The 18527-nt window shown below is 59.8% G+C and carries 14 protein-coding genes and 3 pseudogenes; 12 read left to right on the top strand and 5 right to left on the bottom strand.

Annotated elements, in window-relative coordinates; translation table 11 throughout:
• Positions 1-141: 141 nt before the first annotated feature.
• Positions 142-1467, bottom strand: a complete 1326-nt coding sequence (locus P0D84_RS46375) for an FAD-binding protein (RefSeq protein WP_408350545.1) — start codon at positions 1465-1467, stop codon at positions 142-144.
• Here P0D84_RS46375 and P0D84_RS46370 point away from each other — a divergent pair.
• The 3 genes and pseudogenes from P0D84_RS46370 to P0D84_RS46360 all read left to right on the top strand — a co-directional run.
• Positions 1455-1679, top strand: coding sequence for a hypothetical protein (locus P0D84_RS46370; protein ID WP_408350542.1), 225 nt, complete (start codon positions 1455-1457; stop codon positions 1677-1679). The genes P0D84_RS46375 and P0D84_RS46370 overlap by 13 nt on opposite strands.
• A 236-nt stretch (positions 1680-1915) precedes the next feature.
• A complete protein-coding gene (locus tag P0D84_RS46365) occupies positions 1916-2731 on the top strand; it encodes an IclR family transcriptional regulator (RefSeq protein WP_408350539.1) in 816 nt (271 codons plus the stop codon).
• Positions 2732-2929: 198 nt separating this feature from the next.
• Positions 2930-3802, top strand: a pseudogene (locus P0D84_RS46360) (MFS transporter); the annotation flags it as partial.
• Positions 3803-3815: 13 nt separating this feature from the next.
• On the opposite strand, the gene P0D84_RS46355 reads toward P0D84_RS46360, so the two are convergent.
• Positions 3816-4961, bottom strand: a complete 1146-nt coding sequence (locus P0D84_RS46355; protein ID WP_408331415.1) for an ISAs1 family transposase — start codon at positions 4959-4961, stop codon at positions 3816-3818.
• A 104-nt stretch (positions 4962-5065) separates the two neighbouring features.
• Here P0D84_RS46355 and P0D84_RS46350 point away from each other — a divergent pair, with 104 nt between their 5' ends.
• From P0D84_RS46350 to P0D84_RS46310, 9 genes and pseudogenes are all read left to right on the top strand, one after another.
• Entirely contained in the window at positions 5066-5530 is a 465-nt protein-coding gene (locus P0D84_RS46350) for an MFS transporter (RefSeq protein WP_408350536.1), read from the top strand.
• A gap of 112 nt (positions 5531-5642) precedes the next feature.
• Positions 5643-6287, top strand: a complete 645-nt coding sequence (locus P0D84_RS46345; RefSeq protein WP_408350533.1) for a hypothetical protein — start codon at positions 5643-5645, stop codon at positions 6285-6287.
• Positions 6288-6484: 197 nt separating this feature from the next.
• On the top strand, positions 6485-6637 hold the full coding sequence (locus P0D84_RS46340; RefSeq protein WP_408350530.1) for a hypothetical protein: 153 nt from the start codon (positions 6485-6487) through the stop codon (positions 6635-6637).
• A gap of 5 nt (positions 6638-6642) precedes the next feature.
• Entirely contained in the window at positions 6643-7998 is a 1356-nt protein-coding gene (locus P0D84_RS46335; protein WP_408350527.1) for an MFS transporter, read from the top strand.
• A 139-nt stretch (positions 7999-8137) separates the two neighbouring features.
• On the top strand, positions 8138-9373 hold the full coding sequence (locus P0D84_RS46330) for an aconitase X (RefSeq protein WP_408350524.1): 1236 nt from the start codon (positions 8138-8140) through the stop codon (positions 9371-9373).
• The gene (locus tag P0D84_RS46325; protein WP_408350521.1) at positions 9370-9879 is read left to right on the top strand and encodes an aconitase X swivel domain-containing protein; all 510 of its coding nucleotides are present in this window, start codon (positions 9370-9372) and stop codon (positions 9877-9879) included. Before P0D84_RS46330 ends, P0D84_RS46325 begins: the two co-directional genes overlap by 4 nt.
• Positions 9880-10100: 221 nt before the next feature.
• Positions 10101-10208: pseudogene (locus tag P0D84_RS46320) on the top strand (IS110 family transposase); the annotation flags it as partial.
• Positions 10209-10450: 242 nt separating this feature from the next.
• Positions 10451-11713, top strand: a complete 1263-nt coding sequence (locus P0D84_RS46315) for a multidrug effflux MFS transporter (protein ID WP_408350518.1) — start codon at positions 10451-10453, stop codon at positions 11711-11713.
• 1219 nt (positions 11714-12932) lie between these two features.
• The gene (locus P0D84_RS46310; protein WP_408350515.1) at positions 12933-15686 is read left to right on the top strand and encodes a glycoside hydrolase family 2 TIM barrel-domain containing protein; all 2754 of its coding nucleotides are present in this window, start codon (positions 12933-12935) and stop codon (positions 15684-15686) included.
• 353 nt (positions 15687-16039) lie between these two features.
• On the opposite strand, the gene P0D84_RS46305 is transcribed toward P0D84_RS46310, so the two are convergent.
• From P0D84_RS46305 to P0D84_RS46295, 3 genes and pseudogenes are all read right to left on the bottom strand, one after another.
• On the bottom strand, positions 16040-16330 hold the full coding sequence (locus tag P0D84_RS46305; protein ID WP_408351988.1) for a nitroreductase family protein: 291 nt from the start codon (positions 16328-16330) through the stop codon (positions 16040-16042).
• An 88-nt stretch (positions 16331-16418) separates the two neighbouring features.
• Positions 16419-17218 (bottom strand): annotated as a pseudogene (locus P0D84_RS46300) (IS630 family transposase); the annotation flags it as partial.
• Positions 17219-17350: 132 nt separating this feature from the next.
• Positions 17351-18340 carry a LysR family transcriptional regulator gene (locus P0D84_RS46295; protein ID WP_408350511.1) on the bottom strand — a complete coding sequence of 330 codons (990 nt, stop codon included), beginning with the start codon at positions 18338-18340 and terminating at the stop codon, positions 17351-17353.
• Between the last annotated feature and the right edge of the window lie 187 nt (positions 18341-18527).

Here is an 18527-nt window from a genome sequence, read left to right as displayed (position 1 = left end):
CCACTACGGGAAAATTGTGCTTCGCGTCCGCTGCTACGAAGCCGAGATGATGCGGCCGTACGGCGTCTGGATCGATGCTCTGCGCGCCGTGCCGGTCAGCGACCTGCAACCCCATCTACCGCGCCCTACGCCGATCAAAGGTCAGTCGCTCGCGGTACAGCGCTCAGGATTAATGTTGCTATACGCAGGTTCGCTTAACATCCCTTCGATCGCGAGGTAAGCGAACACCACTGCGGGCCCGAGGTTAATGCCCGGCCCCGGGTAGGCTGCTCCCATAATCGATTGCATGTCGTTGCCTGCCGCGTAAAGGCCGGCAATTGGCGTGCGCGGATTGCCGGCCTTCAGCACGCGCGCATGGACGTCGGTGACAAGTCCGGCGCTCGCACCGATATCGGCGGGATAGAGACGGATCGCGTAGAACGGGGCGGTCGTGATGGGACCCAGCGTCGGATTCGGGCTGAAAGCCGGGTCGCCGAGATTGCGTTCGTAAGCTGTCGTGCCGCGCGCGAAATCCTGGTCGATGCCCGTGCGCGCGAAGCCGTTCATTCGTTCCACGGTTTGCTTCAGACCGGTCGCGTCGATTTCCAAACGCGCGGCGAGCGCGTCGAGGCTGTCGGCTTCGACGAGATAGCCGTCTCGCAGGAACCGCCGCAGCCCGCGTCCGCCCGGACGGATCATGCCGAGACCGTAGCGAACCAGCGCGTTCCGGTCGGCGATCAGGAAGGCGGGAACGCCATCGTCCGCGTCCTGCATCGTACGTGCGAAAAGATGATAGGAAGTGCTTTCGTTCAGATAGCGCCGGCCTTGACGATTGACGACGACCGTGCCCGGCTTCGCGCGATCGAGCACGAAATGCGGAAAAACGGCGTTCGAGCCGTCGGCGCGCTTGCGCACCGAGACGGGGGCCCAGAAGGCGGAAGCGCCCGGCACCTCACTCATGCGCGCGCCCAGCGCCAGCGCCATGTGTTGCAGCCCACCTTTCGTACGCGCGCGCGGCGTGTGCTCGACCACCGGCGAAATCAGGCGTCGCCGCGGCGTCGGGTCGTCGTTGAATCCGCCCGTCGCCAGTACGACGCCGCACCGCGCCCGCACTTCGCAGACCCGGCCGTCACGCAGCACGCGCACGCCGTCAATCCGTTCGTTGTCGCGGAGAAAATCCTGCACCTCGGTGGAAGTCCAGATCGCGACGTCATGGCGGATCAACGAATGGAGCAGCCGGGCGACCAGCGCATTGCCCATCACGAGCCGCGTGCCGCGTGAATAGCGCGTGCGGTCCAGCAGATAGCGTCCCACGAGTCGCATGGAATGGCGCAACGAGGCGAATGAACGCGTCAGCTTGAGCAGGTGGCTGATGTCGATACGGTCCACCATCATGCCGCCGAGCACGGTGAATTCGGGAATGGGCGGGCGCACCAGCGCGAATTTTTCGCCGAGCTGGCGGCCGTCGAACGGCAGTGCTTCCAGCACGCGGCCCGACGTGGTGGAACGCAGCAGGAACGTTTCGTAGCGATGTCACGCCAGTGGAATTGCACTACCTGATCAGTTCGCTTTGCATCTATCGCGTGTCCAACCGGCAAACGTTCGGGACGCTGTTCGATGTGGATTTCGCGTCGAAAAAAACGCGCGCGCGGCAGAAAACGCTGGCCGTCGAAGCGGTGCTGAAACTGTTGTCACGGTAGGCAAGGCATCGGGCAACGCATTACGCGCTTGCGTCTGCCTCTCCAGGCAGACCGTGCCGCAGCCGCGGCACGGCTACAAACACGGTAGATGTTGATGGGACACAACACCGCAGCTCCGGCGTCCGCCATTTTGAAAAGCGTTTGCTTTCTGGAAAGACTTTCCATTATCATCGGCGCTGTGGTGAATTGGAGCGTCATGGGACGCCCCCACCGACCATGGATGCAGGTGATAAGCAATGAGCGCCGTAGCCGAACGCACGCTTCGCGTACTGGAAGACCTCGCCAATGCGCCAGAGGGCAAAACGCTTTCAGAGCTCTCGAATACCCTTGACCTGCCGGTTAGCGCGACTCATCGTCTGCTCGCAGACCTCGTCGAACTGGGGTATGTGAGAAAAGACGAACGGCGCGGCGAATTTTCCCTCACCATGAAAATGCCGTCGCTGGGTCTGCGGTTTCTTAGCGCCGTCGGTGTTGTAGACGTCGCGCAACCCATTTTGGAGCGGCTTGCCACGACATCGGGCGAATTGATCCGGCTTGCGATCGTCGATGGAGAGCAACTGATTTACGTTGCCAAGGCGCAAGGTGCGCGGCAGGGCATTCGCTACGATCCTGAGATGGGCCGCGCGGTGACCCTTTCCTGCAGCGCGGCAGGCATGATCTGGCTAGCGGGGAAGAGCGAAGAAGATGCGTTAAGGCTTGTGTCGAAACAGGGCTTTGGCATGCCGTCTGACTTTGGTCCGCGTGCACCGACAACCTTCAAGACTCTGCTGCCCATGATTGAGCTTGCGCGCAAGAATGGGTACGCGACTACGCAAGACATGTTTCTGCCCGCCATGAGTTCTATGGCGACGCCTGTGCGCACGGCTAATGGCGAAGTGCTCGCAATCTTGATCATCGCTGGGCCGATGTCGCGCCTGACAGAAGAACGAATGAAAGCACTCGCTCCGGCGCTTATGTCGACCGCTATGGAATTGTCCGATGCAAGCGGCGTGTCGCCCATGCTTAAACAGGCCATGCACGGCGTTGCTCGCACGGCAGGTGTCGAGCGCTAGAGCGCGCTGTTTCTGGTGTGCGCGGTTCATGCGTGCCTTGATATAGCGGAGTGGCGAAACGAAATTCACGTTCTTTTTTTTGGATGTTGTATTTAGCATGACGAATTAAAATATCGACTAAACAAGGCACAGTTGCCTCTTTAAAAGCAACAGGAGACACGCATGAACCACGTTATAGACGAAGGTGCCACGCCTTCCATGGCCAACCGGGCGGTTAGTGCCGCTACGCTCGGCACAGCGCTCGAATGGTTCGATTTCACGCTCTACGGATCAGTTGCAGCCACCGTGCTGCCGAAACTGTTCTTTCCGGCGATGGATTCGAACTCCGCCATGCTCGCGTCGTTGGCAACTTTCAGCGTCGGGTTGGCCGCGCGCCCGCTCGGCGCGATCATCTGCGGTTACTTTGGCGACAAGGTTGGTCGCCGTAACCTGATGCTCGGTACCGTATCGGTGATGGGCCTCACTTCGGTGCTGATGGGGCTTCTGCCGACGTATGCGCAGATCGGCGTCTATGCGCCTCTCTTGCTGGTGATTCTCCGCATCATTCAAGGCTTTGCGCTCGGCGGCGAATCCACTGGCGGCCAGCTCATGGCGCTTGAGCACGCTCCCGCAGATCGGCGAGGCAAATACTCCGGTCTGATAGGCATGTGTGCTCCGTTGAGCCAGATCGTTGCCAACGCGGTGCTTCTGTTGCTTTCATCGACGATGAGCGCGGGTGCCTTCATAAGCTACGGCTGGCGTATTCCCTTCGTGCTGAGCTTTGTGCTGGTGCTGGTCGGTATTTACATCCGGCTGCGCGTTGCCGAGACCCCGGCGTTCGTCAAGATGCAGCAGTCCGCCGTCGCCAAGGTTGGAAGCCCGTTAAGGGACGCGTTCCGTCTGCATTACAAGACCATCATTCGGATGATGCTGTTCTTCTGTGGACCGACCGCACTTTTCTATCTCGCCGTCGTGTTCACTTTGAGCTACCTGACGAACACGCTTGGCGTGCCCAAGCAGACCGGGTTCATGTTACTGATGATCGCTAATGCATGTGCTATCGCGGGTTCGATTGGTGGTGGCTTGCTGAGTCAGGGCCGGAGCATCAAATTCTGGGAAGTCGCGTGAGCTGGAGTAACTCGAATAAGTAGTCGGGATTCCAGCCGGCGACCTTGCGACGTGCGGCCACGCTGCGCTTTTTCTTACCGGATTCGGGCCGCATGCGCAGCAAATTCAAAGTGATGCGGCGCAAGGTGGCGAAATTGGCCGTCGCATTGCGCAAGCGCACGGTGCTGGCGTCCTCGCGGAAGGTCACGTCAAGGCAATGATGCAAACCATTCTCGATGGCCCAGTGCATGCGGCTCGCCTCAAGTAGGTATTTGGCGTCGGGTGCTGCGGAGCTGATCAGGTACTGCGTCTGCGAGCTGACCTGGCCCGCGATCTCGCGTGTCCGCTCAATGCGCACCAGGCTCTTAAGCCTGGGCCAGCGGTCCAGTTCGCTGAGATAGTCCGGCGCTGCCACTGCGACACAGTGACGGGTTTCAAGGCGACCATGCCCTTTATCCAGCGTCTCAAAGATCGATGGATTCATGTGCGCCCAATCGTGGGCTTTGCCGATTCGCATATAGTCTTCAACGGCCTGAGCCAGACCGGGCTGGTTATCCTTCGCAACCAGCAGATAGTCGCCACCACGCTCAGTGATCTTCTGGGCGATGGCCACCTGAGTGCCGATGGCGTCTATGGTTACCAGGCTGCCCTTGAGCGACAGGACGGGCAGCAGAGCTTCAATGGCAGTGATCTCGTTTGACTTCTCCTCGCAGCGCTGCTGCGCCAGCACCAGCCCACTTAGACTCGCGTAGGCCGTCACGCTATGCAAGGCACGCACACCCCTGGCGTGCGTGCCCGAACCACGCACACTCTTGCCGTCGATTGCGATGACCGAATGAAGATCCGGACACACCTCGCCTACCCAATTCAGCAGGCACGCATCCAGTTGCTTCGGATCGAGCACCTCGAAGATCCGTCGGATGGTGTCGTGCCCCGGGATGCCATGGGGCAATTCGAGGTATTGCCGAAGCCTCGCTTCGTTGGCAAGCCCCCATTCTTCCATCTCGTCCCACCCTTGTGCGCCGGCCAGCACAGAGAACAGCGCAATCGACAGAACGTCGATCAACTTGTGCCACGTTCGTCCAACGACGCGGGGATCTTCTATTGCCGACAGCAGACTGATCAGATGTTTTCCCGGGCTCATTTGCGCTACTCTGAAAAACCAGAAGTAAACGCTTTTTCCGCCAAGCTTACAACTCGTTGCTGTAACTCATTGCTTGTAAACGGGTTTTGGCGCTCCGGCCCTGCTTGCTGAGTGACCGGATTGGTCGCAAGCGCGCATTGCTGCTCGCGTCAGCCGCGACGTTCGTGATCATGATGTTCTACTTCCAGGTACTCGCCACGCGAAGCTTCGTTCCGATGGCGATCGCCATGGGTCTTTTCATGGCATTCACGCAGGTTCAAACGGGAATTCAGCCTGTCGCTTTCGCCGAGGCGTTTCCGACCAATGTCCGATACTCCGGTTCGGCACTCGCTTTCACCGGTGCGAGCCTGTTCGCGGGTGGTCCGATTCCGGTTGTCGCCGCGTGGTTGCTGCATCTGGGTAATGGCTCTCCGTGGGCGCTCGTGGCACTTGTTGGGGCGCTCAACATTCTGTCGTTCTGCATGATTGCGATAGGACCGGAGACCGCCGGCGTCGACATGAACCGTCTCGATTCGGCGGCTGAGATTGCTGGTGGACATGAGCCTGTCTCGGGGCAGGCGACTTACTGATTAATTTGCAGGGTATGCAATTCTTGCGCATTCGCCCTGCACGGCTGAACACATGCCTCTATTTTCTGAACAGCAGACAGCGAGAACGCAGATGACCAACGAAGAAACCGGTTTGCTCGCGATCTGGAGCACGATCGCAAGCGAATCTGAAACCGACTACATGCACTGGCTCACGCGGGAGCACATTTTCGAACGTGTGAGCGTACCCGGTTTTCGATCTGGCAGGGTTTTAAAACGACGTAACAGCCAGCCCTCGGAATACATGATGCTTTATGAACTCGACAATGCGAACGTGATGTCGAGCCCTGGCTACCTCGAACGATTGAACAATCCGACTCCATGGACGCAACGGATCATGCCGACCCTGGAGCAGTTTCGTCGCGGCGGAGGCTCTATCGTCGCGCAGGGCGGCAACCCAGCCGGGCACGGCGGCTACGTTGCCATCGCACGCTTCGAGGACGCTCTGCCAGATCGCTTGAGCGGTGAGGAAGGGCTAGAAATGGTGAATACGCTAGCGAAAGTCGATTGGGCCGTCAACGTACAGGTCATGTCCGTCAAAAACGACGCGACATCCATTGCCACGCAGGAAAAGTCCATGCGCCGAAGTGCGGAAGGTGCTTTCGCCGGGCTACTTCTGCTGGAATCGCTCGATGCCGGTTCCCTGGGCCGCGCGATTGAGCGGGCGAGTGAACTGGGCGGCATAAAGCCCGATACCTTCGATTCATACGATCTCGTTTTCGTTTGCCATTCGAAGTAGGGCGGTTCCGGAAGGCCTTCGACGCCTGGAACGAGGCTCAGATAGCGGGCTACCATCGCCCGCTCTTCGCCGTCGAGGCGCGTGTATATGCTTATAACAAATCAATTGCATACATCGAAAACGCGCCCCGGACATAATGCGGTCCGGGCACCAGCCTCCTATCCCCCGATTTCATTTTCATGGAGTACCGTTTCGCCATGCCCGACGTTTTTGTCGCTGCTCGCGTGGAGCGTCCCGGCATCCAGGCCAGCGCGCTCGGTATTGCCTCGCTCTCGTTGCTAGCGGGTCTGATGTATCTCGACACGACGGTCCCCATCGCTGCGTCTGACTCCAATTTGCAGACGTTCTGACGGCCATGGAAGAAATCGAACGAACGCCGACCGCGGCGAGTATCTTGCATCAGGTCGACGGCGAAGCGCGGATGGAGAGGACGCGTCGCTGGAGGCCTAAAGCTGCTGATTGCGTGTTACTCCTGATCTGTCTGCTGTATCTCATCCAATACTCCGATCGCGTCAACATTGCGACCGCGGCTGGTGCGATCAGCCACGATCTGCACTTGTCCAACACCGAACTCGGCTTCGCATTTTCTGCCTTCGCCTACCCTTACGCTGTCGTTCAATTATTTGGCGGCTGGCTTGGCGACAAACTCGGACCTCGTCGCGTGCTGGCGTGCTTTGGTCTTGTCGTGGCCTGTGCGTCGATGTTGACGGCGTTCGCGGGCGGCCTGGTTTCTCTTGCCGCATGTCGCTTCCTGCTGGGGCTTGGCGAGGCGCCGTCGCTCGCCACCGCGACCTCGGCGATGTCGCGCTGGCTGCCAGTCGAACGACGGGGTCTCGGGCAAGGGCTGACCCATGCGTGTTCGCGCGTCGGCAATGCGCTCACACCCCCTCTCGTTGTGGTGCTGATTGCGCTGTGGACCTGGCGTGGTGCCTTCATTGTGGCCGGAGTGATCAGCCTGGTCTGGGTGGCGGCATGGTATGCGTACTTTCGCGATGAGCCGTCCAGCCATGGGGGCGTTTCGCCGGACGAAATGGCGTCGCTGCCGGCACTGGTGCTGCGCAGAAACAGCCCTGCGATTCCAGTCCGGCGCCTGATGCGCAGGATATTGCCGGTGACGATAGTCGACTTTTGCTATGCCTGGACCTTATGGGTCTATCTGACCTGGCTACCGTCCTTCTTCATGCACAGCTATCACCTTAATCTGCAAAAATCGGCGTTATTCACATCCGGCGTGTTCGTCGCGGGCATCATCGGCGACACGATCGGGGGTGTCATCAGCGATCGCATTTATAAGCGAACCGGCGATTTGCAAAAAGCCCGCCGCAACGTGATTGTGCTAGGTTTGGCGGGATCTCTCGCGTTCCTCGCGCCGGTGTTGTTGGCGAAAGACCTGACGATCGTGTCGGTCAGCCTGTGTTGCGCATTTTTCTCGATGGAGTTGGTGATCGCCCCGCTCTGGGCGGTGCCGATGGACATAGCGCCGCGCTACGCTGGCACGGCGAGCAGCTTCATGAACTTTGGCTTCGGTCTGGCGGGCATCGCCTCGCCACTCGCGTTCGGCTACATCATCGACCTGACAGGCAACTGGCATTTGCCGTTCGCGCTATCGATCGCCTTGCTGCTGGTCGGCATCGTGATGGCTTTCTGGATGCGCCCGGACCGGCCGCTCATCGAGCATGATGGGGTGGCGGGTCCACCCCATGTGCGCTGATGGAAAAACGTGACGGAGATGGCCTTCAATTTTTCGCCGCCAGCTCGAACCTGCAAGCTCCCTGAGGAGATTGCAGCCGAGCGTGGCGGCTAGCTCGCGGCATGCGATTGGCGCTGCTGCAAGACACTGGACTTGGAATATGCAGCTCAACGAAGAAGAGAAAGCAATGCTCGCCGGGGAAATGGGCGAAGTCGTGCAGATCGCCCTGCAACATCAGATCGCGGTCGGCGATTTCTTTGGCGCGCGTGATTTCGTCCCCATTACTCAAGCTCACATCATGGCCGACACGGAGAGCCTGGGCCAGGCCGGTGTGATGTGGCTGGAGCGGCTATGCGATGTCAAGGACGGCCGACACCAGGTACGCGTGCCGACCATCACCGATCCGCGCGGCACCGATTTTGCCAACGCCGACACGCTCGGTCAAAGCAGCTGGATGCTCGAGCTCGAACGCCGGGCCATTGCGGCGTTCGTCAAGCTGGGGGTCAGCATGACCGACACCTGCATAAACTACCAAACCGTACTGGCAGCGACGCGCGGCGAACACGTCGCATTCGGGGATACCGGCGTGGTGATCTACTCGAATTCCGTCAACGGCGCGCGCTCGAACTTCGAGGGTGGCCCTTCGGCGCTTTCGGCGGGACTGACGGGGCGCACGCCGCGCTATGGATTTCATCTCGACGAGCATCGCCAGGCCACGCTGCGCATTCGGGTCAACTGGACCCCGCGTTCCCTCAACGAGTGGGGCGCGCTGGGTGGCGTCATCGGCCGGCTAGCGGGCAATTACTGGCAGGTGCCGGTGATCGAGGGAATCGACACCGCGCCGACGTCGGACCAACTGAAGCACTTCGGTGCCGCGATGGCGAGCTTTGGCTCGATTGCCATGTTTCATCTGGTCGGCATCACGCCGGAAGCATCGCGACTTCAGGACGTCGGTGGCGACAAGCTTCCGGTGCTGCATACGGTGGGCCGGGATGACGTCGATGCGCTGACGAAAAGCTATGCCGTGGACAAAAGCGTTGACGTTGTCGTGTTCTCCGCACCGCAGCTCAGCTTGTACGAATTACGATCCCTCGCCGAGCTCTGCGACGGCCGACGCTTCAAAGTACCGATGCTCGCCGTCACCAGCCCGCAGGTAAAGCCCGATGCGGACCGCTTCGGCTACACGGAACGTATCGAAGCGACCGGCGGCACGGTGCTGGCGGGCATGTGCTTTTACCAGTCGTACGCGCGTGAAATCGCGGAAGCCAAGGGCTGGAAGCGCCTTGCGACCAACAGCGCCAAGCTGGTCAACATTCTGGGCGGGTATGGCTATGTGCCGATGCTGGCGTCGATGGAAGACTGCATCAGCGCCGCTGAAACAGGAGAACTGAAATGAGCGAACTGGTACTAACCGCACGTCATGCAATGGGCCGCAAAGTGTCGGGCGAAGCGCTCGTCGCGAACGATGGCTTTTCCGCACGCTACGACCTGAACCGCTTGCGTGGGGTATTTTCGCGTCCGACCCACAAGCTCGTCGGGCAATCTTATGTAGGCCGCGTACTTGTACTGGATACGGCCAAAGGGGGCGTGGCGAGTGCGTGGATGTTGAACGAAATGCAGTCTCGCGACATGGTGCCGCTCGCGATTGTCTTCAATAGCGTCAATCCCATTCTCGTGCAAGGCGCAGCGCTCGGCGGGATTACCATGCTGGCGGGATTTGACGAGGACATTACCGCGATCGTTCCACACGGCGCGACGGTTGAGATCGACCCTGCAGCGAGGACCTTGCGCGTGCTCGACACAAAGCGGGTGTCGGACGCAGAGAGCCGTGCAATAGACACTTCTGCGGCAGGTGGGGCTCTGGGCGGAGTACAGAAAGTACGCTTTGTAAGCCCGGGCTAACCGTTAGTGCAACCCTGCAGGCGAACGACGGGGTCATCGGTGCTTGCAAATATCAATGCCCGCAACTCATGGCCTGCTTTCGAAATGGCGTGTGGTCCTTCTTCAGCGATTCGGTCGCCTTCGGCTATTTCGCGGCATAGACCGTTACGAAACGATCGAACGCTGAGTACGCGTCGGCGCGTGTCGCGGCCATCCAGCTGGCAGCCTGCGGCATGTACTGTTACACGGCGACGCTGTCGGCGACTCGCTTCAATCCTGTCACCAAGATCTTCTACGACCGTCTCGTCATTGCCTGTAAGCCAAAGAAGGTCGCCATCGTCGCATGCATCGCGCAAGCATCGAAGACAAACTCGGCGGCGGATGTGGTTGCGGGCGCAACGGTCTTGCTGGCGGCGCATCGTCGGGCCTGACGCCGAGTGCACGTCGACTGTCAATTTGCGCGCTCGCAAGGGAAATCGCGTCAACCCGTGAGACGACAGGCACAATACGCGGCGATGACGCCGCACATGCGTTCCGTTCGACATTCGGACCAACTGACGCAGCGTCGCCGGAATCCCTTTTTGAGGCAGTGATGATCCACGATATCCCCGACCGCTCCGTCACTTCCACCCGCGTACGGAACTCGCCGCGCTTCCTGCTGTTCCTGATCTGCCTGTTCGCCTCCGCCGGACAGCTCGCGATCGACATCTACGTGCCCGCGCTACCCGCAATGGCGCGTTTCTTCGCGACTTCGCCTCACGCAATCCAGTCGAGCGTTTCCGGCTACATGGCGGCCTACGCAGTCGGTCAGCTCGTTTTCGGGCCCGTAGCCGACGCGTACGGGCGCAAGCGCGTGCTGGCTTTCGGCCTCGTAATTTTTACGATCGGCTGCCTGCTGTCGCTCGCCGCGTCGAATCTGGAGACGTTCCTCCTTGCCCGCTGCCTGCAGGGCTTCGGCATCGCCACCACCAACCTGCTCGCGAAGGCGATCATCACTGATTCATTCTCCGGGCAGGCGCTCCTGCATGCGTTCACCTACATGGCAATTGCGTGGGGGCTTGCGCCGATCGTTGCGCCGGTAATTGGTGCCCACCTGCAGACGTGGTTTGGCTGGCAGGCCTGCCTCGTCTTTCTGCTCGTCTATTCGGTTGTGATGTGGGGGCTGCTGTGGCGCTATCGTGAAACGTTGCCGCGCCCGGTGTCCCTGGAGCCGCGCACGCTGATGACAAACGCGGGAAAGGTGCTCTCGAGCCCGGTGTTCCAGAGTTGCTTCCTCGCCCAAGGTCTGTGCTACAGCATTTTGCTCGTGTTCAACATCGTCGGACCGTTCATGGTGCAGAACACGTTGCACAAGCCGCCGACCTATTTCGGCTACCTGGCGCTCGGCATCGGGATGATGTATTTCTCGGGCGGCCTGTCGAACCGCGTGCAAAGCCGGCGTCTGCCGACCGCGGAACGGCGGCTGTACATCGGTGCGTGCTTGATGGCGGCTACGGCGATTGCAATGCTGTTGCTTGCGTTGACGGTCGGCCTGCGCGTATGGACGCTCGCGACTGCCGTACTCGTGATGGGCTTCTGCGCAGGCGCGATGTATCCGACGTTGATGGCCAAGGGCAATTCGCTGTTCCCGCACATCGCGGGTTTGACGAGCGCGATCCTCGGGTGTGCACTGCTGCTTGTGTCGTCAGCGATGATGGGGCTCGCCGGCTTCTTGTCGGTGCAGGTCCTGACGCCGCTCGCGGTGTTCTTCGTGATCCTCGCGTTCGGTGTCGTCGGGATGGTCACAAAGCTGCTGCGACATCTGGCGCAACTGCAGCCCGACGCAGCTGTGCGCCGCAACGGCAAGGTGGCGTAAGCGCATAACCCGCGGCGGGGCGCACAGCGATCACGTCGACCATATCAAATGTGTCACTCGCGCAGCCGCAGCCACGCGTACGGCATTGTCACGCTGGTGGGCCGAGCGCCTGGCTGGCGATTGCCGCACGCTTATCCGACTAACATGGCCGTGCTGACCAATTGCCCAACTCCCCCGCCGTGTCAAATCGAGCGGCTTCAATCGTCGCACGTTGACGAATCCAACTTAGCTAGCCAGACGGATTAGATTCCTCTGAGTCATCAGACATCCTATTTTTGTAGTTTAACTATGCTTTCATTTAAAGTGGCGCCTCATCGGCTTTATTACGAAGTGCAGGGTTTACACGCAGACATTTCACCCAATTAGTGGAATATTATCCGTGAGATCGGACGACATATCTCTTCAATGTCATCGGACGAGCGGAAATTCTCGTATCAGCTTTCAGCAACGGCCTAGTCCCGTCGACAGATGGAAGAGGCGAGTTCCGCTCGCGGATTTCCGTTTGAGGAGGCATTAAAGTAATTCGCAGTCCACATTTAAAAGGAGGCAAAAGTGAGGAGCAGGTCATCACGAGAAAGATCTTTTGTGTGTACCTATTCGGAAGGGCTGAACATTGACATCGCTGGTGCGACGCGGAGAACATCAAGCCTCTGTTCCCGTTTGGATACGGCCTGTCCTACACGACATTCTCCCTTTCGAACCTCCAGGTGTCGTCGCGGTCGTCAGACAGGAGCAGGGCAACTATCGTGCAGGTAGCGATCCAAATACCGGCAAGGCATACGGTGCCGAAGTCCCGCAAGTCTACGTGGGACTGCCTGCGGGATTGGGACAACCGCCCAAGCGCCTTGTCGCATTCGAAAACGTATAGCTCAACCCGCGGAGAGCAAAGCCGTGCAACTCACAATCGACCCGACGCCAGCGAGCCATCCGTTGAGCACGTTGGAAGGTGCATCTCAGCAAGGGAAGGCGGCAAGTGGCCGGTACTGTGTTCTTGTGGGTAATTCGTCACAAAACCTGACGCTCAACGACACACTCGATATCAGCCATTGACGTTAGGGCAAGCGGCGTGTGTCGAGGCAAGCCCGAAGCGCGAGTTCGGACTTGCTTCAACGATTCACAACTGCATGCGAGTGGCACAAGACTCTGAACGGTGGAGCGGGCCATCGCGCCGTCACGTCCGCCCGGGCAAAGGCGACGCCAATTATTCAGGAGACACATTGTGATCAACCGTTATATCAAGGCGCTTCGGTGGTGGATCAAGACCGGACCCATTTCCGCGGCATCATCGGAATTTCGAAAGTCGACCCATTTAGCCGTGCTCGGGATCGCGCTGGCGCTCGCGGCATCCGTCTGTTGGGCCGACGAAAGCCCCAAGGTCACGGCCGAAGTGCGAACGTCACAGGTGCTGACGCAGGGCTGGAAATTCGTCCAGGACGATTCACTCACCGATGCCGCAGCGCTAGCATCAACAGGCCAGAACTGGCAAGACGTCAGCCTGCCGCATACCTGGAACGCCCAGGACGCCGCGAGCACAAAGGCCACGGTGCCCTACAAGCGCGGGCTCGGCTGGTATCGCCTCGAGTTCGACACCCCGGCAGCAGGCGTGCGCAAGTGGCTCGAGTTCGGCGCCGCCAGTATCGTGGCCGATGTGTGGCTCAACGGACAGAAGCTGGGGCAGCACCAGGGCGCCTTCACGGCGTTTCGCTTCGACGTGACAGACAAGCTCGCCGCGAGCGGCAAAAACGTTCTACTCGTAAAGGTCGACAACCGGGCTGCGAAGACGGGCAGCGAGCCTACGGCTATCGCTCCGCTAGGCGGCGACTTCAACATGTCTGGCGGTCTGTATCGCGACGTCAAACTAGTGGAGACGGCCGCGCCGGTCCACTTCGACCTTGGCGATATGGGCGGGCCGGGTGTGTACGCGACGACGGCCGCTGTGACCGACGGCCACGCGACCCTCAACGTGCGCGCGAAGCTCAAGAGCGACTCCACTCAGGACGGTGACTACCTCATTCGTGTCTCCGTTCTGGATGCCAGCGGGCAGCTCGCCAGCAGGGTGCAAAAGACGGTAACGTTGAAGGCAGGTAGCAACGTCGAGGTTGCCCAGGATGTTGCGGTCGACCACGCGCACTTGTGGCAAGGCGTGAATGATCCTTACCAGTATCGCCTGGTCGCAGAGCTTGTGAAGTCGGACGGCACGACGATCGATAAGGTGGTACAAGACTTCGGCATCCGCCAGATGCGCTTCGATCCCAATGAAGGGTTCTTCCTGAATGGCAAGCACGTACCTCTGCACGGGGTCGATCTGCACCAGGACGCCCTGGGCAAGGGCTGGGCCATTTCCACACACGACATCGACGAATCGCTGGGGTTGATAAGGGAAATGGGCGCGAACAGCGTGCGCCTCGCCCATTATCCCCACAGCCCGTACACGTTGGCGCGCGCGAGCCAACTGGGGCTCGTAGTCTGGGCGGAGTTGCCCCTGGTTAACCAGACATCCATTCCGGGGTGCGGCGGCCCGGTCACCGACGCCTTCAAGGCCAACGCGAAGCAACAGTTGCAGGAAGAGATTCGCCAACAGTACAACCGCGCCGCTGTGGCTATGTGGTCGATCGGGAACGAATCCACGCAAGGCTGCATTGGCAGCACGACTCCTAGCGACAACATCACCCCGCTCCTGAAAGAGCTGCAGACGCTGGCCAAGGCCGAGGACAGCAGTCGCGTGACGACTTATGCAGATTGGGCGCAGGACGTACCTTATAACCACCAATTCGCTTCGACCGGAGGGATCACCGACATCTGGGGCATCAACCGCTACTACCTCTGGTATTACGGAAGCAGTGCTGCGGAGTTCGGCGCGCACCTCGATGCCCTGCATGCCAAGTATCCCAACCAACCCATCGGCATCAGCGAATACGGCGCCGGGTCGGCCGTGACGCACCACTCGGACAACCCGCTCGGCGGCCGGCCGGAGAGCTTCAATACAGGCGAACCGGTGGTTTATCAGCCGGAGGAATACGCCAGCTATGTTCACGAGCAGATATACGCCACTATCGCCAGCAGAAAGTACATTTGGGGCAGCTTCGCCTGGAGCATGTTCGACTTCGGCTCTGGCATCCGCAATGAGGGCGACGTCCGCGGGGTCAACACGAAGGGCCTGGTGACGTACGACCGCAAGACGAAGAAGGACGCATTCTACTTCTACAAAGCGAACTGGAGCAGCGAGCCCGTGACCTACATCACCGGCCGCCGCTATACGAATCGCGCGTATGCCACCGTCGACGTCAAGGTCTACAGTAATGCAGATTCAGTGCGGCTTGCGCTGAACGGCACCACGATAGGGACGCTGACACAGGACCAATGCACGATGAAGGTCTGCGTGTTCAGGAACGTCAAACTGAACCCGGGTGCCAACAGGCTCACGGCTAGTGGGAATCACGGCGGGCGCATAGTGAAAGATCAGGTGGATTGGTCGCTGAATACCCGGGACGTGAGGATCGCCGCCGGTCAGTACACGACGGGGTTGACCTCATCGACAGGCGCTCTCTTCGGATCGGACAACTTCTTCGTCGGAGGGACGGCCGACTGGCTGGTTTCCAAAAGCATCACCGACCAGCGTTACGGTGTATTCGATCGCACCGCCGTCAATGGGACTGTCGATCCACAGTTGTTTTCTAATGTCCGCCGCGGCACGTTCAGCTACGACATCCCGTTGGACAACGGCACGTACAGCGTCACGCTCGGTTTCCTCGAACCAGCCAAGGCGACAGCGGTCGGCGGTCGAGTCTTCAGCGTGGACGCCAATGGCGTGACTGTGCTTCCCGATCTGGACGTGCTGGCTGCGGCGGGCGCCTACCGTACGGTCATCACCCGCACTTTCCCCGTGACGGTTACCAGTGGGCGTCTCAAGCTCGACTTCAAGCCGAGCGTGGGAGAGGCTGTCGTGTCGAACATCGCGATCACGAAAAGCTGATGGGCTACCTTCGCGTCCAGGGCTGGGCCTTTCACTTCACTCATTGACCGCGTGTCGATTCGATTGTCGCTCGCCACGGTAGCGATGCCGGTCCTCCGGGACCGGCATATGAGGCGAGCGGCCAGGAACTCCGCCAAAGCAAGCGACGCGTGTGGAGGGCAGCCCGAAGAACGACCTCGGACTTCCCGTATCGATTCGCAACCGCACGCAGGACATTCTTCGACCAGACCCTGCTTATACAATTTTGAATAAATGTCCGGGACGGCCAGCCCCTGGCGGATCTTCTCGCGTTCTATGCCGGTCAGGCTGTGCGCATGCCATCCGGAAAGGCTGGCCTGAAGTGCCAGATAGCCCTACGCGGCGTCGGTATCGAACGAATGGGTAGGCTCTGGAACCTGAGCCGCGGCGCCGGGCGGTGTGAACGTGCTCTTCGACAGTACGATGACAATGGCTGCGGTGTGTTTCGCCCAGCTTCGATTGAATTCGTTGAGGAATCCGATGAATTTATCAAAAATGGGTCGCCGGGCCGCGTGGGCGCACACGCGCGCGGAATACACGGAAACCCCCCGCGCATTTCCTTCCAGCAGGAAACCAAAGATTGATTTGTTGGTTTGGCCTGGGCTGACGTTTTTGTAAGCTCCCATGCCTACAACCGATAAACCGCCGCCGTGCCGGGACCCCATACGCAACGGCGATGAGGAGAACCAGATGAAAACTTTTCGCCATCGAGGGCGTTTTGTGCGTGCCATAGTTGTCCATCACCAGATGCACCTCCAGGTAAGACGGCACGCTGGCTTCGACGGTGCGCAGAAAGCGTACAAATTCGCTGCTGCGATGGCGCCGATGTACCTCGCCGATGACTTCACCAGTAGCGATGTCCAGCGCCGCGAACAGCGTGGTCGTGCCGTGGCGCATGTAATCGTGGGTGCCTCGCTCAGGGATACCGGTGCCAACGGCAACATGGGTTGCGTGCGATCGAGCGCCTGAATCTGGCTTTTCTCGTCCACGCACAGCGCCATGGCCTTGAGCGGCGGGTCCAGGTAAAGCCCGACGATATCTCGGACCTTGTCGACGAACATCGGATCGCTGGAAAGCTTGAACGTTTCCTGCCGATGCGGCTGCAAACCAAAGGCACGCCAGATCCGCGTGACCGCCGTCTGCGACAATTTCATTTCGCGAGCCATCGTGCGCGTGCTCCAGTGAGTCGCGCCGACAGGCACGGACTCGAGCGTCCTGGCGATGACCGCATCGACGCACGCGTCATCAATCGTCCTCGGTGCGCCGGGCCGTGGTGCATCGAGCAGTCCGTCCACACGATGGATCACGAACCGCGCCCGCCACTTCGAAACCGTTTGCTGAGTGACCCGCTGTTTCGCCGCGACTGTCTTGTTGTCCATGCCATCGGCACAGGCCAACACGATGCGCGCCCGCAATGCCAGGGCCTGAGCAGTCTTGCGTCGCATAGTCAGCGCTTGCAGGTCTTCGCGCTCCGATTCGCTCAGCACGAGTTCCCCTTTGGGCCGTCCACTCATCGCTGCCTCCGCGTATCAAGTGCTACACAGAACACTTTAATACGTGATCGGTATCATTCAATGAATTTTTAACTCAAGACACTAGCTGGCTGCGGCACTGGCACGTTCGAGGCGAGGGTTGAACCGTAAGGCTCAGACGTTGATCTCGTTGCGACTCATTTCCCCACGCAGCCAGATGGCAGCCCTGCCGGGTTCGGTCGCAGTATTCCAGATGAGGTCGGTGCCTACCGTCCATTCTGTAAAGGGATAGGCCTCGAGCCGCAGCTCTACGAGTTCCCCAGACTTGAGCTCGTCGGCGATGAGTCGCTTGGGCAACGTCACCCATCCAATCCCGTCCCTGGCTGCTTCCAGTAGCATCAGATAGCTTTCCACAAACCAGCAGCGCGGCACCTTCAGATATTCGCCAGTCGGCAATTGGCGGCCATGTGTCACGACGATCTGCCGGTAATCGCTGAGTCGCGCAAAACTGATGCCGTCCAGTTTTGCAAGAGGATGGTCGCGATGCGCGGCGTGCGTCAGATTGATATTGCCCAGCCGGCGAAATGCGATTTCCTTCGGGTAGTGCGTCTGCGCGAACGTAAGCCCAAGCATCACTTCACCGCGCTGCACCGCGCGCAGAATGTCGTCCTGCAACGGATGCCGGATTTCCAGCTCAAGATCGGGAAACGCGACCTCGAATCGCCGCAGCGTGCCGGCGATTGCGGCGTACGGGATGGCATCATCGACCGCTATCACGAGGCGCGGCTCCACATTCATGTTGAGATTGTTGGCGCGGTCCTGTAGGGACACGCAGTGCAATAGCACCGCCTCCGCCTCGCACATCAGCGCCTTGCCTTCGACGGTCAGTACCGGATACCGGCCTGACCGATCGAACAGCGCCACCCCCAGATCGACTTCCAGATTGATCACCGCTGTGCTGACGGCCGACTGCGCCTTGCCCAAGCGGCGCGCCGCCGCGGAAAACGACCGTTCCTTCGCGGTCGTGACGAAAGCCTCGAGTTGTTCAAAAGAAAAGCGCATTCCGCCTCTATCTAAAAACCAGATACATCCCGATTTTACGGAACTTTTTTCAACCGCCAAGCTGCGATTGACATGACGGCGAAGGCCGGTCGTGTAGCGCACAGGGGCGAATCAGCCCTTCCTTCTCGCAAAACATTGGTCTCGTCATCAGCCCGCCTGGAGTCGCGTGTTCACCGATAGCGGCATCGTGCTGTCTGGTTGTCGGCCATGTTGCTCAACCTGCTTTTCAATGGCTTTGGCAAATCAGAAGAAGTCGAAACTCAGATCGAGCGTGCCATCCAGATGGCAG

The organism is Paraburkholderia sp. RL17-337-BIB-A (assembly GCF_046025895.1).
Taxonomy (GTDB): domain Bacteria; phylum Pseudomonadota; class Gammaproteobacteria; order Burkholderiales; family Burkholderiaceae; genus Paraburkholderia; species Paraburkholderia fungorum_C.
The sequence above is the reverse complement of the archived record's forward strand: the minus strand, read 5'-3'. Positions and strand labels throughout refer to the sequence as shown.

What these genes read in the sequence shown, in the direction of transcription:
- P0D84_RS46330 (WP_408350524.1), top strand. Translation starts at nt 8,138, where the DNA reads ATGCAGCTCAACGAAGAAGAGAAAGCAATGCTCGCCGGGGAAATGGGC.
- P0D84_RS46365 (WP_408350539.1), top strand. Translation starts at nt 1,916, where the DNA reads ATGAGCGCCGTAGCCGAACGCACGCTTCGCGTACTGGAAGACCTCGCC.
- P0D84_RS46335 (WP_408350527.1), top strand. Translation starts at nt 6,643, where the DNA reads ATGGAAGAAATCGAACGAACGCCGACCGCGGCGAGTATCTTGCATCAG.
- P0D84_RS46315 (WP_408350518.1), top strand. Translation starts at nt 10,451, where the DNA reads ATGATCCACGATATCCCCGACCGCTCCGTCACTTCCACCCGCGTACGG.
- P0D84_RS46325 (WP_408350521.1), top strand. Translation starts at nt 9,370, where the DNA reads ATGAGCGAACTGGTACTAACCGCACGTCATGCAATGGGCCGCAAAGTG.
- P0D84_RS46340 (WP_408350530.1), top strand. Translation starts at nt 6,485, where the DNA reads ATGCCCGACGTTTTTGTCGCTGCTCGCGTGGAGCGTCCCGGCATCCAG.
- P0D84_RS46305 (WP_408351988.1), bottom strand. Translation starts at nt 16,330, where the DNA reads ATGGGAGCTTACAAAAACGTCAGCCCAGGCCAAACCAACAAATCAATC.
- P0D84_RS46355 (WP_408331415.1), bottom strand. Translation starts at nt 4,961, where the DNA reads ATGAGCCCGGGAAAACATCTGATCAGTCTGCTGTCGGCAATAGAAGAT.